Here is a 15849-nt window from a genome sequence, read left to right as displayed (position 1 = left end):
AGATGGACAAGTGTAATGAGTCATTTAATTGTACAAAATTTAACGAAAACAGTGGGCGATAAAACGCTCTTTCAAAATATTGAATTTACAATTTATGAAGGGGAGCGAGCTGGGCTAATTGGTATTAATGGTACTGGTAAATCCACATTGCTTTCTATTTTAGCAAATGAAATCGAAGCGGATTCAATGGAAGTTGACCGCCCAAATAAATATCGTGTTGCATATTTACCACAGGAGCCTACTTTTAATGGTGGTGAAACTGTGTTACAGGCAGTGTTTGCAGGGGATTCACCTATTCTAAAACTGAATCGTGAATATGAGGAAACGGTTGCTGCACTTGCATTAAATCCGACTTCAGAAAGTTTACAAAAAACGTTATTTAGCTTGCAACATCGTATGGATGAAGAGCAGGCATGGGATGTCAATGCACTTGCTAAGACAGCCCTTACGAAGCTTGGAATTGAAATGTTTGATAAAGAAGTATTAACACTGTCAGGCGGTCAACAAAAGCGCGTTGCTTTAGCTAAAGTTTTAATTGAGCCGGCAGATCTTTATTTATTAGACGAGCCTACCAACCATTTAGATGTGCAGTCAACAGAGTGGCTGCAGGAAATGGTGTTACGATTAAAGGGAGCAGTGATATTTATTACCCATGATCGTTATTTTTTAGATGAGCTGTCTACTCATATTTACGAGCTAGCTGATCAAACACTATACCGACATACTGGGAATTATGGGGATTATTTAGAAGCACGTGCTATTCGTGAAGAAATGAAAGCAGCCTCCGCACAAAAAGACCGCAACCGCTATCGCTCAGAATTAAAATGGATTCGTCGTGGAGCGAAAGCGCGTTCTACGAAGCAAAAGGCACGTATCCAGCGCTTCGAGCAGTTAGAGGATAACTTGGAACGTAAATCTGAGGATAATTCTCTTGAAATTGGCCTAGCAACAACTCGTCTTGGTCGAAAGGTTTTAGAGGCTGAAAATATTTCAAAGGCTTTTGGTGATCAAAAAATCCTCGAAAACTTTTCATTTTTACTACAGCAGGGCGATCGTATTGGAATTATCGGAGCCAATGGTGTAGGAAAATCAACATTATTGAACATGTTATCAGGAGAGCTTACACCTGATGTTGGTGAAATTCTTGTTGGTTCGACAGTGAAGTTAGCGCATTTTAAACAAACTTTACCAAAAATGAATGAAAATGAGCGCATGATTGAATATATCCGCGAAGCTTCCAATGATATTACAGATGCAGAGGGTGTACGCTATTCGGCTGCTCAAATGTTGGAGCGTTTCTTATTCCCACTTCATGCACACGGTACACCTATCGGTAAATTATCGGGTGGCGAGCGTAAACGTCTGCATTTATTACGATTATTAATGGAGCAACCAAACGTACTGTTACTAGATGAGCCTACAAATGATTTGGATATTGAAACATTAGGTGTACTAGAGGATTTCATTGAGCATTTCCCTGGAGTCGTTATTACTATATCCCACGATCGCTTTTTCTTAGATCGAATTGCGAAAAAGCTGTGGATTTTAGATGGTCTTGGGCATGTTAATGAGACGCTTGATATTTACAGTGAATATTTACAAAAGCGTGAACAGGAAGCCGCTGTAAAGGTAGAGTCGCCAAAAGTCGAAAAACCTAAGACTGAAAAGCCTAAATCGGACAAGAAAAAATTATCCTTTAAAGAGCAAAAAGAATGGGAAACGATTGCTGAAGAAATTGAAAAGACGGAAACAGCGATTATGGTGACAGAAGAAGGTATCGCCAACGCTGGTGCTGATTTTACAAAGCTACAGGAATTAACGGCGAAGCTAGATGAGTTAAATGCACAATATGAGCACCTTATTGAAAGATGGTCATATTTAGATGAAATCGTAAATGGATAAGGAGCGATAGACATGAAGATTATTACAATTGAACCGACACCAAGTCCTAATTCTATGAAGATTGTCGTTGATACAGAGTTACCTTTTGGCAAGAGCTATAATTTTACAAAAGATAATAAAGACGAAGCAACTGGTGAAGCAGCAGCGATTTTAGCAATCGAAGGTGTTAAAGGTGTTTATCATGTAGCAGACTTCTTCGCTGTTGAGCGTAACGCAAAGTATGCATGGGAAGGTATTTTAGCAAGCATTCGCCAAGTGTTAGGTGAAGACGTACAGGAAGTAAACAAAGAACAAGTAGCCAATGAATTTTATGGTGAAGTGTACGTTCATGTGCAATTTTATAAGCAAGTACCTCTTCAAGTAAAGGTATTTGATAACCAACGTGAGCACCGTGTAAGCTGTGGTGATCGCTTTGTGAAAGCTTTCAATAAAATTATTGAGACAGCAGTTGATGAAAATTATATTTTCCAACGTAAATGGATCGACTATGGCGTACGTTATGGAGAGCTCGAGGAAATTGCGGAAGCAGTAAAACAAGAAATCGATGTGACATATTCTGAGGAACGTTTAACGGAGATTGTAGCAACGATTAATGATTCTGAGAAAACTATTGAGAAGCCAGCTAAACTAAAAATTACTGTTGAACAGTTTAAGCAACCAGAATGGGAAAAACGTTTCCAATTGCTTGACCAAATGGCAGATCCAGAGCTAGATGATTTACCGCTTTTAGATTTGGCGTTACAAGATGAGCAAATGTCTATCCGTCGATTAGCAACCGTTTATTTAGGAATGATTGAAGATGTAGCAGTCGTGCCATATTTGGAAAAGGCATTACAGGATAAAAGTGCAGCGGTCCGTCGAACTGCAGGAGATTGTATGAGTGACCTCGGCTTCGTAGAATTTGAAGACGCGATGCAACAAGCATTACAGGATAAAAACAAACTTGTTCGTTGGCGTGCAGCTATGTACTTATATGAGGTAGGCACTGAGAACTCATTAGCAGCATTAAAGGCTGCTGCAGAAGATAAAGAGTTTGAAGTAAAGCTACAAGTAAAAATGGCGATTGCCCGCATCGAACAGGGTGAGGAAGCAAAAGGTTCTGTTTGGAAACAAATGACAGAGTCTCGCCAGCAATAATGAGAAACTTTAATCAGTGACCCGATAATGTGGATAAAAGAAATAAACCAGCTCTCTGATATGAATGTAGTTCAACAGAGACGCTGGTTTTCTTTTATTGTTGCTTTTTCTGAAAAGTAAAATCCCCCCTAAAATTCACTTTTCCAGCCGGCAAAATGTCGATAAGTCGCTTGCAAGACTACATTTCTTTAGGAAGTTCTAATTTGTCCTAAATCTTCAAATGCCGTAGCACAATGTTTTTAAAACTAGGCGGTTTTCTCAAAGTTTGTTACATCTGGTTTGGCTATCTTCTTCCTCAACTATAGTACCTCGATAGTTAAAGAAGGAAGTATTTAAAAATCAAAGTTTCGAACCACACCAAGGACAAAAATCAATGCTAATAATCGACATCCCACCATCATGTATTATCAAACCGTAGTCATTATTTTGTTCATAAAAAATGATTATTTTATCAGGACATTCAAACGGATTCTCATGTATTTCACACTTGAAATTTGCATGAAAAGTCATATCCTCACAACAATGTTTTTTCATAATTTCATTTCCCCGTATTTAAGTAAAGCTACTCGTTAGTTGAAGCAGTTTATAATTTCTGTCTTATTTTTAAAAATGACTAACTTGTTATTATAAGGAGTTAACATTTCAAAAATTTCTGACTTACTTTTTCATTCAAAAATAGAATTATAGTTATATAAATCTTTTAAAATTTTTAATGTTGGTTTATAGTTTGCTTTTTCAATTCCGATTTTTTGCATAAAAAACCTCTTAATTATCCTAATTCTTCTTGTAGTTATATTGGTATCTAAAAAAAATACCTACTCCGTTAGTTCAAGAAGCCATTGCTCACTATCTTTGTTTAAAGGTAATCAAATATATTTATATCAACTGAATCAATATAACCTATTTCCTCATTTAAATCCCAAAGCTTTATTTCTGATGTTTCCTCATTCTCTATAAATGGTTGTAGTTTTTCCATTGTAGTAAAGTACACAGGATTATATTTTATGTTGCCATCTAATGAATTTTCGGCTTTGATTAATCCTTTAAATTCTAAGTTTGTAACTAATTGTCCAGTTTCCTCGTAAAGTTCTCTAATGGCACATTCCTTTGACGTTTCGTTATTCTCTCTACCTCCAGAAGGTAGTTCCCATTGTTTACGCCAAGTGTTATAGCAAAGGAGAAACTTTCCTTCGCACTTTACTACGGCAAAAGAACCCGATAGAGGCTGGTATTTTTTTATATCTGTTTCTGGTATATTAATGAAATTTAGAAATTTAAATCCATTATTTTTCAAATAAGTCATAAGGAAGCCTCCTTTGATAAGCTTAATATTACTTCAATAAGCAGCATACAAATACCTTTATCTTAGTTTTTCTTGTTAAACTAACCTGCATCGTTACTAGAATAAGAAAAAAGAGCTGCCTGAACAGCTCTGCAATCTTGTACTAAAGCACCGTTTATTTAATAAGGATTATTCTAATATCAATGTTACATTTTCGTGATCAAGGATTATTTCTTTTATTGAGTCAAATATAGTTGGACCCTTGTTCATTTTCGCATCCTTTATTTCTTGTAGTATATATTTTTTATTACTTGGATGGCATCTTTCCAAATTTTCATTGAGTTTAATTATTGTTTCTTCATATCCTAAATCACTTTTAGATTTATCGGAATTTGTCCAAATAATTGTATAATCTTCATTAAATTCAATTTCACCAAAGCCACCACGCAAAATATCATTAAATGCAGCGAGGGTTCCGTTCCACTCAAACTTTCCAGAAAGAACAACTCTCGAAAACTCCTTACAAAATTCCTCGAAGCTTGAAAAATTATTCCCATCTACGACAAAAACTTTATTCATTTCATTTTAACCACCTTAAATGCATAGTATGTTTGATTTTATCATACTTCCTCGCTGCACTAACCTGCTCCGTCAGTTGAATAGCAACAATCTTTTCGGAAACAGCTTAAAACTAAAAGCTATTTATATTTTTATCACCTAAAAATGAGATGACATTTTGATAAAACCTATGCCATGCGAATAAGTTGATTGTGGTGAAAATCGGACGCTCCAGAAAAGCGCCCAGCCGGAACGAAAATCAATCCCACATTATGGTAAATGTTCAATCTTTTTATATCGAAAAACAACATAAGGTAGATAATTTTGTTGTTTTTTAGCTTTTTACTACTAAACAAAACGTTAATAGCATTCTATGTATTATTAACAAAGTGTCTAATACTTGTCTAATAGGACAATGTTAAAATGATTTAACTTCTTTTAGCAGATGTCCAAACACCTGCTAAAATAGAGGAACTCAGTCTAAGAACGCCACGTCCTGTGGCAACGACTGAGTGACCAACATCATGTTGTTGCTGCGCTTCGTTTCACTACGCTTTCGCACAGAATGAAGCCCTTTTGCTGCCGCTGCGTTAGCACTACGCTTTCGCACAAAAAACATCTGTTGGCCCAAAGTCTCCGGCGGATGTCATGGAATCGGAAAAGAGTTCTTAGAGGATGTTAGCCTAAAACCATCGCATCCATGCGATAAAGGCTAACTGACCTGCATCGGTGCTGTGTTGCTGTCGCTTCGCTTTCACACAGACAAAGACACGTTGCTGTCGCTTCGCTTTCGCGCAAAAAACATCTGCAGGCCCAAGACAAAGCCGATTCCGGACGCAATTATGCGGAGGCATAAATGATCTCTAGAATATTCTATAAAACAAGGAGGCATTTGAATGACAGTAACAAGTTTAAAGACAACGGAATCTTATATGCGCGACCGAGAAGCAGTTATTGAGCTTACACAAAAGCTAGTACGAATAGATAGCGTTTATCGAGAAGGTGATCCAAATGGCAATGAACAAGAAGTCGCGAATTTTGTCGCTCAATATTTACGTGAGATCGGGATAGAAACACATGTAGAGGAGGTTGTGCCAGGAAGGCCGAATGTTATTGGTATTATTGATTCGGGTAAGCCAGGAAAAACACTACTCTTTGAAGGACACACAGATGTCGTTACCGAAGGAAATCGTGAAGCATGGACGTACGATCCATTCGGTGCAGAAATTATTGATGGTCGAATGTATGGCCGAGGTACAAATGATACAAAAGGAAATCTTGCGTGTATGATTACAGCTTGTCAGTCGTTGTTACTGGATCAGGAGGAATTTACAGGCAAGATTATTTTATGTATTCCGTGCGATGAAGAAGGATTGATGCTTGGGATTAAACATTTTATAAAAAATGGCTGGGCAGATAATGTGGATGGGGCGATTATCTGTGAGCCAGAGGAAAACAATATCTGTATTGCACAGCGCGGGGCAATACGTTTGAAAGTAGATATCTTCGGTAAAATGGCGCACGGTGCAATTTCTTGGAGTGGCATTAATCCGAACTGGCGCATGGCACGTTTTATTGTAGAGCTTGAAAAATTAGAAAAAGAAGAGCAAGCACGATTAGGACGTGATCCGATGCTTAATTGGCCATCTATTACACCAACGATTTTACGAGCGCCTGTAAAAGGAGATGCACAAATTAATGTCATTCCTGATCATTGTATGACAACGCTTGATATTCGTACAGTCCCTGCACAGGATCATGATGAGCTTCTAGGTAAAATTGATGCCATTATTAAACGTCTGCAAGCAGATGATCCAGATTTTAAAGTGGAGCTAACAGTGCTTGATAACCGTCCTGCAACAGCAACAGCGAAGGAGAATCCTGTTGTACAAGCCATTTATGAGGCAGTCGCTGAAGTAACGGAAAAAGAACCGAAATATAACGGTGTACCAGGGGCTACGGATGGAACGTTCCTTCATGTGCATGGAGTACCAATCGTTACCGTTGGAGCGGGTGATCGTGATATTCCCCATCAAATTGATGAATATGTCGATATCGAAGAATTAGCAGAAACAACAGCCATTTACCGTTTGGCGGCATTAAAGTTTTTAGTAGGTGATGCACAATGACTCACACAAAAGTCGCAGTAATTCCTGGTGATGGCATTGGAAAGGAAGTTATGGAAGAAGCACTAAAGGTACTTAGTTCTCTTCAGGAACACGATTCGTCTTTACAAATAGAAACAACAATTTTTCCTTGGAGTTCAGATTATTACCTCAAGCACGGTCAAATGATGCCAGACAATGCATTAGACATATTAAAAGAATACGGTGCAATTTTATTCGGGGCTATTGGAGATGCTCGTGTTCCGGATGACGTGACAGTATGGGAATTAATTATGCCGATACGAAAAAGCTTCCAGCAATATGTTAATTTCCGTCCGATTAAATCACTACCTGGCATAGCCTCACCGCTTGCCAACGGAAGGGATATTGATTTTGTGATCTTCCGGGAAAACGCAGAGGGGGAATATTCCGATAGTGGTGGGCGAATTTATCATAATCAACCGCAGGAAATGACGATTCAAAATACGATTATGACACGGATCGGTATTGAAAAAATTGTCCAAGCGGCCTGTGATTATGCCTATAAAAATGGCAAAACAAAAATTACGAGTGCGACAAAATCGAATGCCATTATCCATTCAATGAAGTTCTGGGATGAGCATGCTAAGAGAATTCTAGCACAAAGCTCACCAGTACTAGAGTTAGAATCTATCTATATCGATGCTTTAGTAGCTTATTTTGTAGAGAGACCGCAAGATTTTCAGGTTGTAGTTGCCTCCAATTTATTCGGAGATATTTTATCAGATTTAGGGTCAGCTATTGTTGGTGGTCTTGGGTTGTCTCCATCAGCAAATTTAAATCCGGAAAAAGAATTCCCATCAATGTTTGAGCCTGTGCATGGGTCAGCACCAAATATCGCAGGAAAGGGCATAGCAAACCCAATCGCACAAATTTGGTCACTTGCTTTGTTACTTGGACATATCGGAAGACGGGATATAGAACAGCTAATTGTTCATGCGATTGAGACGGTGCTTCGAGAAGGTGTTGTGAAAACTGCAGATATTGGTGGACAGGCGACAACAGCACAAATGGGTGATGCGATTTGTCAGGAGATTATAAAACTGAATTTAGCGACAAGGGGTGTATAGCATGGCAGTAGAGCAACAGGTCGTCATCGTCACAGGTGCAGGGGGCGGTATGGGGAAAGCCATTATTCAGGAACAGCTTGCGAAGGGCAATATAGCAGTTGGGCTCGATTTATCAGTAGCTTCTTTAAGTGATTTAGTGCAGGGTACCTTTCAATGCTTTGAAGTTAATGCCTTGCAAGAGGAGCGCGTGAACGAAGTGTTCAAGCAGGTTTTTGACAAGTATGGACGTATTGATGGCCTTGTCAATGCACTAGGTATAGCGCAGTCAGCAACACCGCTTGAGCAAGTAACGATGGACGAGTGGAATCGATTAATGGATGTCAATGTTAAAAGTTTATTTATTACAACAAAGGCAGTCGTTCCATACATGAAAGAGCGACGCACAGGTTCAATTGTCACAATCGCTTCCATTTCTGCTGTACGTCCACGCCCAGGGTTACAAGCTTATATTGCTTCTAAAGGGGCTGCGGAGAGTTTTACACGTGCTTTGGCTATTGAACTAGCACCGTTTCAAATACGTGTTAATACGATTCACCCAGGGCCTGCTGATACACAGATGCTTGGTCAATTTACGGCACAAGGAGCAGATATCGAGCAAACAAAGCAAAGTGTCTTTGTTCAATCGGTCCCGCTTGGACGTTTAGTGAATCCATCGGACATTGCAGGAGCAGTAAGTTATTTACTCTCTGAAGCAGCTAGCGTGGTTACAGGAACGACCTTACATGTAGACGGTGGTCGCGGACTATAGGAGGGATAAGGGTGAAAAAAATTCCGATGTTTATAAATGGTGAATGGGTTTACGGTGCTATGGAAGAGGCCTTATTAGATGTTATGGACCCCTCTACTGGTGAAGTCATTGCCCAAATTACGAATGCAAGTAAAACGCATGTCGACGAAGCTGTATGTGCTGCGCGTGTAGCGTTTGAAAGTGAAGAGTGGCGGAAAATAAAGGCCTATGAACGGGGACAGCTACTTGTGGAACTTGCGCACTATATACGCAAGCATGCAGAGGAATGGAGTTTATTAGAATGTCGTGATGTAGGTAAGCCGTTAACACAAGCAAGAGCCGATATTGAAGCAGCAGCACGCTATTTTGAGTTTTATGGAGGAGCTGCTGATAAAGTAATGGGTGACACGATTCCTGTTGAAGACGGCATTTTAAATGCGGTAGTGTTAGAGCCTGTTGGAATTACCGTACATATCGTGCCTTGGAATTATCCTATTCAAATCACAGCGAGAAGTGTAGCAGCTGCAATTGCTACTGGCAATGCAGTAATTGTCAAAAGTGCGGAAGATACGCCATTGACTACTCATGCTATAACGGAATGGTTTGCGGATAAATTGCCGAGGGGTATTTTTCAGCATATTACAGGCTTAGGTCGTGATGTAGGACCCTATTTAACATCTCATCCTGATATCAATCATATTACGTTTACAGGCTCTGTTCCAACAGGCATAGCAGTGATGAAATCAGCTGCTGAAAATGTTGTACCTGTAACGTTAGAGCTTGGTGGGAAATCACCAAATATTGTTTTTGCGGACGCCAACATGGAGCAAGCACTTGATGGTGTTGTACGTGCCATTATTCAGAATGCCGGGCAAACATGCTCTGCAGGGGCTAGATTACTAATTGAAGAAAGTGCAAAAGAAAAATTCATTGCTCAATTAGTACAGAAATTTCAAGCTTTAAGAGTTGGTCCGGGTGAAGCAGACGTTGATATGGGTCCACTTCTAAATGAACGGCAATATACGAAGATTTCAACACTGTTGCAAAAAGCGAGGGAAAATGGTTTTGTGATTACTGGTGGTGAGACACTGACGATTGCGGGCTATGAAAAAGGATATTATGTTGAACCAACAATACTTGCAGGGGTAGAAGCTAACGATACACTTGCACAGGAGGAAATTTTCGGACCGGTGTTGACGGTATTGACATTTAAGACCGTTGAGGAAGCAATTGCCTTGGCAAATAATACAGACTACGGTTTAGTTGCAGGGGTTTGGTCGAAGGATTTAGATACTGCACATTATGTCGCAAGCCGTGTAAAAGCTGGACAAGTGTTTGTTAATAACTATGGAGCAGCAGGCGGAATTCAAATGCCGTTTGGTGGCTATAAAAAGAGCGGCATTGGTCGAGAAAAAGGTTTTGTCGCGTTGAGAAATTATACGCAAATGAAAAATATCGCGATACGCTATGCACCACCAAATCAAATGTGATAAACGGAGGGATGCATATGGATCAGCCAAAAGAAAATCAAGTGCTACTAGAGGTAAATCATTTAAAAATAAAATTCCATTTAAAAAATGGTAAAGAGGCAAAAGTTGTTGATGATGTGAGCTTTACGATCCGTAAGGGAGAAACGGTTGCGCTTGTAGGTGAATCTGGAAGTGGTAAAAGTATTACATCGCTATCCATTATACGGTTACTGCCCGTACCACCAGGAGAAATTTCAGCTGGTACGATTAAATTAAATGGTAAAAATCTCTTAGACTATAAAAATAAAGAGATGAGCAACATAAGAGGCAATGAAATTAGTATGATTTTTCAAGAGCCGATGACGTCATTAGATCCAGTTTTCACAATCGGTAATCAAATGATGGAAGGAATATGTAGACACCAAAAGATTTCAAAAAAAGAGGCATGGGAGAAATCTCTACAGCTGTTAAAAGAAGTTGGTATTGCCAATGCGGAAAAGGTTATTGCTGAATATCCGCACCAATTATCAGGTGGTATGCGCCAGCGTGTCATGATTGCAATAGCCATGTCTAATAACCCTCAGCTGCTGATTGCGGATGAGCCAACAACGGCACTTGATGTAACCGTACAAGCACAAATTTTAAAGCTTATGATGAAGATGAAGGAAGAACATCATTCGGCTATATTATTTATTACGCATGATATGAGCGTTGTAGCAGAAACGGCAGATCGCGTTATGGTCATGTATGCGGGACAAATCGTAGAAGAAGCACCAGTGCGAGAGCTTTTTATGAATCCAAAGCATCCATATACAACTGCTCTTTTAAAAACAATGCCTAATCTAGACACAGATGTTAAAAGGTTGCCGTCAATCCCAGGCACTGTTCCACCAGCTTATGCGTTACCAGAGGGCTGTCGCTTTGCACCGCGCTGTCCATTTGCGATGGAACAATGCCATGAGGTGCTACCAGAGGTAATCCATATTCAAGATGAACATAAAGTGCGCTGTCATTTATTTACGGAGAAGGGAGCGCTTGATCATGACGAAGAAAGAAGTTTTGCTTGAAATTAATCATTTAAAAGCCTACTTTCCTGTGAAACGTAAGTCGATGAAGGAAGAGAAAAAAGTCATTAAAGCAGTTGATGATATTTCACTTGAAATTTTCCGTGGCGAGACGCTTGGCATTGTAGGAGAATCCGGCTCCGGAAAATCGACGTTTGGCCGAACTATTTTAAAACTCGTCGAACCGACCGAGGGAGAAATTTTCTATAAAGGACAGCCCATTCAGCAGTTAAAGGGCAATAAGTTGCAAACTTTTCGCAATCAAATGCAAATGATTTTTCAGGATCCTTTTGCATCACTCAATCCTCGTATGCGCATAGGTACCATTATTGAAGAACCGATGAAGCTGCAATTAACATTAACGAAAGAGCAACGCAAAGAACGTGTGAAGGAGCTTTTAAAAAAGGTAGGTCTCCCAGAAGATGCTATGCAAAAGTTCCCTCATGAATTTTCCGGCGGTCAAAGACAACGAATCGGGATTGCGCGGGCGCTTGCTATTCATCCAGAGTTCATTATTGCGGATGAGCCTGTATCTGCACTAGATGTTTCGGTGCAGTCACAGGTCTTAAACTTAATGATGGATTTACAGGATGAATTTCATTTGACCTATTTATTTATTTCACATGATTTAAGTGTTGTGAAACATATTAGTGATCGGGTGGCTGTGTTGTATTTAGGGAGGGTAGTGGAAATTGGCACAAAGAAAGAATTATATGCGAATCCTCTGCATCCATATACGCAGGCGTTGCTATCAGCGATCCCAGTTATCAATTTTGATCAACCGAAACAAGAAATATCGTTACAGGTTGAATTGCCAAGCCCTATGAATCCTCCAGTAGGCTGTGTGTTTCATACACGTTGTCCCTATGTCATGGACAGATGTCATCAGGAACGGCCTGTGCTTCAGGAAGAAAATAACCATCAACGGGTAGCATGCTTTTTATATGATAATTAAACTGAAAATTAAGTCTTTTTTGTGGAGTGAGGTGTGTTTGATGTTTGGAAATATTACAGATGTGCCAGGAGTTAAAGTTGGGCATGCAGAAAATAGTGAAGGCATAACAGGCTGTACAGCGATTTTAGTGGAAAATGGTGCAGTTTGCGGTGTCGATGTAAGAGGCTCAGCACCAGGCACTCGAGAGACGGATGCACTTGATCCTATTAACGAAATTGATCATGTACATGGGATTTGCTTGTCCGGAGGAAGTGCTTTCGGATTGGATGCTGCGACCGGAGTCATGCAATTTTTAGAGGAACAGGGTATTGGTGTGGATGCAGGTATTGCTACCATTCCAATTGTTCCTAGTGCTGTGCTATTCGATTTATTTATCGGTGATCCAAAGACAAGACCTACTGCTCCAATGGGCTATGAAGCGGCTAAGAGTGCGGTTGTTGGTCCATTTGCAAATGGTAATACTGGAGCCGGTTATGGTGCGACTGTAGGGAAATTGGCAGGCCCTCAATTTTGTATGAAAGGGGGGCTAGGTAGTACCTCTATAGCTGGTAAAGAGGGTGTTGTAGTTGGGGCAATCGTTGCTGTCAACGCTGTTGGGGATGTAAAAGATCCAAATACGAGAGAAACGCTAGCAGGTGCAAGGAATCCGAAAACAGGGGAATGGATTGATTGCTGTACTTATTTAGAGGAGTATGTGCAATCGGAAGGGTTATCTGGTACGAATACGACAATCGGTGTCATTGCAGTGAATGCCAGGCTGACAAAAGCAGAGGCGAAAAAAATAGCCCAGCTTACACAAAATGCCCTCGCACGGACGATTTATCCTGTTCACACAATGCTGGATGGAGATACGATTTTCGTGCTAGGTACAGGAGATAAAACATATCCAGTTGACTATTTGGGCCATTTGGCTACAAGAGCTATGGAGGAAGCGATCATTGCTGGCATTAAAGCTGCTGATAAATTAGTTGAAGTAGAAAGCTATAAAAGCATTCAAATAATGAGCACATAGTGAATAGGGGGAAACGACATGAGACTGAAGAACAAGTGGTTGATGCTGTTGTTGACATTGATAGTAGTTTTACTAGTAAGTGCCTGTTCAAATGATGACAAAAAAGATGAAAGTTCTAAAGAGAAATCCGAAGCAGATTTACCTCAAGACATCGTGGTACGTATAAATGATGACCCAGATTTTTTAGATCCACATAAAGCAACAGCATCTATTTCGTACCAAATGATACTCAATATTTTTGAAGGACTAATGGCACCTGAAACAGATGGTACTTTAAAAGAAGGGCTAGCCGAAAGCTATCAAATATCTGACGATGGTTTAATCTATACATTTAAAATTCGTCCGGGTGTGAAATTTCATAATGGTGAGGATTTAACTATTGAGGATATTCAGTATTCATTTGATCGTTTAATGGGGAAAAACGGTGGCGAAAAGATGTCAAACAGTTTTGATAATGTTGCGTCAACGGAAGCACCAGATGCCAATACATTTGTGATTAAGCTAAAGGAGCCAAACTCTAACTTCTTATATTCATTAACTGCTCGACAATCAGCCATCTTACCAAAAAGCAATGATGGAAAACATAATGAAAACCCAATAGGTACTGGCCCATTTGCTTATGTAAAATACTCTCCAGGCTCTAATTTAGAATTGAAGAAAAATGAACACTACTGGAAGGAAGGGTTACCATACTTGAATAAAGTGACGTTTACCTTCCAATCGGATGATCAAGCTGCGATTATGAGTTTAATGGCCAATGAAGTCGATTTAACGAGTGTACCTTGGCAGCGCGTAAGTGAAGTAGAAAATAACTATAACTTATCTCATCAAAATAATAACTCATCATTAATCGTTACATTTAATGAAACGAAAGCTCCTTTTGATAATGTAAAGGTCCGTCAAGCAATTAACTACGCTATTAATAAGTCCGATATTATCGATTCAGTATTTGCAGGCTATGCTGTACCACTTGGTTCAAATATGAGTCCGGCGATGGGGGACTATCAAAAGAAAGGCTTAGAAAATATGTATAAGCGTGATGTGGAAAAAGCCAAAGCATTATTAGCAGAAGCGGGATATCCTAATGGCTTTAAAACGAAAATTACAGTGTCTTCGCATAATGATATGTATTCAAATATCGCGCAAATCGTAGCGGCTAATTTAAAGGAAATCGGTATTGATGTGGAAATTGAAGTAGTAGAGTGGGGCATTTGGCTAGACCGAGTTTACTTTGGTCGCGACTATCAAATGACAACGATCGATTTAACAGGTCGTGCCTCTGCCTATGATATTTTAAATGATTACATTTCATCAAATGATAGTGAAAACTTCTTCAAATTTAGAAATAATGAATACGACAAAATTATGGCAAATGTTTTAAAAGAAAGAGATCAGGCAAAACAAATTGACTATTACCATCGTGCACAGGAAATTTTAGCTGAGCAGGCAGCAGCGGTTTACATCGCAGATTATCAAATTGTTTGGGGTTCTAATAAAAAAGTTACTGGGTTAAAGAACTATCCATTCTGGTTCCATGATATGTCTGAGGTTAAATTTTCTAACTAGAAAGGGATGAGAGCTAGATGATGTATATATTACGTCGATTCATCCTGTTAATAACAACCATCCTTCTAGTGTCGATCATTACATTCGGTGTTTTTCAAATTTTACCTGGTGATCCGGTTCGGACAATGTTAGGCACTGAAGCGGATCCCACACAAATTGAAAATTTGCGATCAGAGCTTGGCTTGAATCGCCCCCTTTACGTGCAATATACAGATTGGATGAAGGGATTATTGACAGGGGAATTAGGAAATTCCATTCGTTTTTCAATGCCAGTAAAAGAATTACTGTTTGATAGACTACCTGTAACGATGTCATTGGCTGGGCTCACTCTCTTAATTGTGCTACTCATTTCCTTACCATTGGGTATGTTTGCAGCGAGAAGACAAAATAAGTTTAGTGATGTGTCGTTGTCGACAGTGACGCAAGTTGGCATGGCCATTCCTTCTTTCTGGCTTGGGATGATACTCATTTTGTATATTGGCATGCAGTTCAGCTTCTTTAAAATAAGTGGGTATATTCCGTGGACGCAAAGTGTAACAGGAGCGTTAAGTACACTCGTTCTGCCAGCGTTAACAATTGCGATTCCACAAATTGCGGTCAATTTCCGCTATGTGCGTACGGCTATTTTAGAGCAAGTTCAGCTCGATTATGTGCGTACCGTTCGTAGTAAAGGGATGTCTGAGCAAAATGTTATGTATAAGCATGTCTTAAAAAATTCGATGATTCCAATATTAACGGTATTTGGATTGATCATGGCTGAAGTTGTTGCAGGGACAATTATTGTGGAGCAAGTATTTGCACTACCGGGTGTCGGTCAACTCCTCATCACGGCAATTAGTAATCGTGACTTTCCATTAGTACAGGGAATCGTTATGTATATTACGGTAGCGGTGGTCATGATCAATTTTATGGTCGATATTTTATATTCTGTGTTAGATCCTAGAATCCGATTACGATGAGAGG

14 protein-coding genes are annotated in these 15849 nt (G+C 39.6%); 11 read left to right on the top strand and 3 right to left on the bottom strand.

All coding sequences use genetic code 11. The features are described 5' to 3' along the window. The first annotated feature begins 15 nt into the window (after window positions 1-15). Together ACMZ42_RS00890 and ACMZ42_RS00885 are read left to right on the top strand one after the other, a co-directional pair. Entirely contained in the window at window positions 16-1902 is a 1887-nt protein-coding gene (locus tag ACMZ42_RS00890; protein WP_415730245.1) for an ABC-F family ATP-binding cassette domain-containing protein, read from the top strand. A 12-nt stretch (window positions 1903-1914) separates the two neighbouring features. Then, a complete protein-coding gene (locus ACMZ42_RS00885) occupies window positions 1915-3039 on the top strand; it encodes a conserved virulence factor C family protein (RefSeq protein WP_402869015.1) in 1125 nt (374 codons plus the stop codon). 339 nt (window positions 3040-3378) lie between these two features. Here the strand turns inward: ACMZ42_RS00885 and ACMZ42_RS00880 are convergent, their stop codons facing one another. The 3 genes from ACMZ42_RS00880 to ACMZ42_RS00870 form a co-directional block, all read right to left on the bottom strand. Continuing rightward, window positions 3379-3573, bottom strand: coding sequence for a DUF6980 family protein (locus ACMZ42_RS00880; protein ID WP_415730244.1), 195 nt, complete (start codon window positions 3571-3573; stop codon window positions 3379-3381). A gap of 322 nt (window positions 3574-3895) precedes the next feature. Beyond that, on the bottom strand, window positions 3896-4342 hold the full coding sequence (locus ACMZ42_RS00875) for an NUDIX domain-containing protein (protein WP_402869019.1): 447 nt from the start codon (window positions 4340-4342) through the stop codon (window positions 3896-3898). A 168-nt stretch (window positions 4343-4510) separates the two neighbouring features. Beyond that, the gene (locus tag ACMZ42_RS00870) at window positions 4511-4900 is read right to left on the bottom strand and encodes a hypothetical protein (protein ID WP_402869021.1); all 390 of its coding nucleotides are present in this window, start codon (window positions 4898-4900) and stop codon (window positions 4511-4513) included. An 875-nt stretch (window positions 4901-5775) separates the two neighbouring features. Between ACMZ42_RS00870 and ACMZ42_RS00865 the strand changes: the two genes are divergently transcribed. Genes ACMZ42_RS00865 through ACMZ42_RS00825 form a run of 9 tightly spaced genes read left to right on the top strand, consistent with a single transcriptional unit; the run spans window position 5776 to window position 15845 of the window. Continuing rightward, window positions 5776-7008 (top strand): M20 family metallopeptidase, encoded by a 1233-nt coding sequence (locus tag ACMZ42_RS00865; RefSeq protein WP_415730243.1) that lies wholly within the window; start codon window positions 5776-5778, stop codon window positions 7006-7008. Beyond that, complete coding sequence (locus tag ACMZ42_RS00860) at window positions 7005-8093, top strand: tartrate dehydrogenase (RefSeq protein WP_415730242.1); 1089 nt, start codon at window positions 7005-7007, stop codon at window positions 8091-8093. The genes ACMZ42_RS00865 and ACMZ42_RS00860 overlap by 4 nt, the downstream gene beginning before the upstream one ends. A gap of 1 nt (window position 8094) precedes the next feature. Then, the gene (locus ACMZ42_RS00855; protein WP_415730241.1) at window positions 8095-8841 is read left to right on the top strand and encodes an SDR family NAD(P)-dependent oxidoreductase; all 747 of its coding nucleotides are present in this window, start codon (window positions 8095-8097) and stop codon (window positions 8839-8841) included. An 11-nt stretch (window positions 8842-8852) separates the two neighbouring features. After that, complete coding sequence (locus ACMZ42_RS00850; RefSeq protein ID WP_415730240.1) at window positions 8853-10310, top strand: aldehyde dehydrogenase family protein; 1458 nt, start codon at window positions 8853-8855, stop codon at window positions 10308-10310. Between the two features lie 17 nt (window positions 10311-10327). Continuing rightward, entirely contained in the window at window positions 10328-11356 is a 1029-nt protein-coding gene (locus ACMZ42_RS00845; RefSeq protein ID WP_415730239.1) for an ABC transporter ATP-binding protein, read from the top strand. Continuing rightward, the gene (locus ACMZ42_RS00840) at window positions 11331-12308 is read left to right on the top strand and encodes an ABC transporter ATP-binding protein (RefSeq protein ID WP_415730238.1); all 978 of its coding nucleotides are present in this window, start codon (window positions 11331-11333) and stop codon (window positions 12306-12308) included. The genes ACMZ42_RS00845 and ACMZ42_RS00840 overlap by 26 nt, the downstream gene beginning before the upstream one ends. A 40-nt stretch (window positions 12309-12348) precedes the next feature. After that, on the top strand, window positions 12349-13320 hold the full coding sequence (locus ACMZ42_RS00835; RefSeq protein ID WP_370077443.1) for a P1 family peptidase: 972 nt from the start codon (window positions 12349-12351) through the stop codon (window positions 13318-13320). Window positions 13321-13338: 18 nt separating this feature from the next. Further along, entirely contained in the window at window positions 13339-14886 is a 1548-nt protein-coding gene (locus tag ACMZ42_RS00830) for an ABC transporter substrate-binding protein (RefSeq protein WP_415730237.1), read from the top strand. Window positions 14887-14903: 17 nt separating this feature from the next. Then, window positions 14904-15845: an ABC transporter permease gene (locus tag ACMZ42_RS00825; RefSeq protein ID WP_415730236.1), complete on the top strand. Its 942-nt coding sequence runs from the start codon at window positions 14904-14906 to the stop codon at window positions 15843-15845. Window positions 15846-15849: the final 4 nt, after the last annotated feature.

The sequence above is a fragment of the Lysinibacillus sp. NPDC056185 genome (assembly GCF_047737915.1).
GTDB lineage: Bacteria > Bacillota > Bacilli > Bacillales_A > Planococcaceae > Lysinibacillus.
The sequence above is the reverse complement of the archived record's forward strand: the minus strand, read 5'-3'. Positions and strand labels throughout refer to the sequence as shown.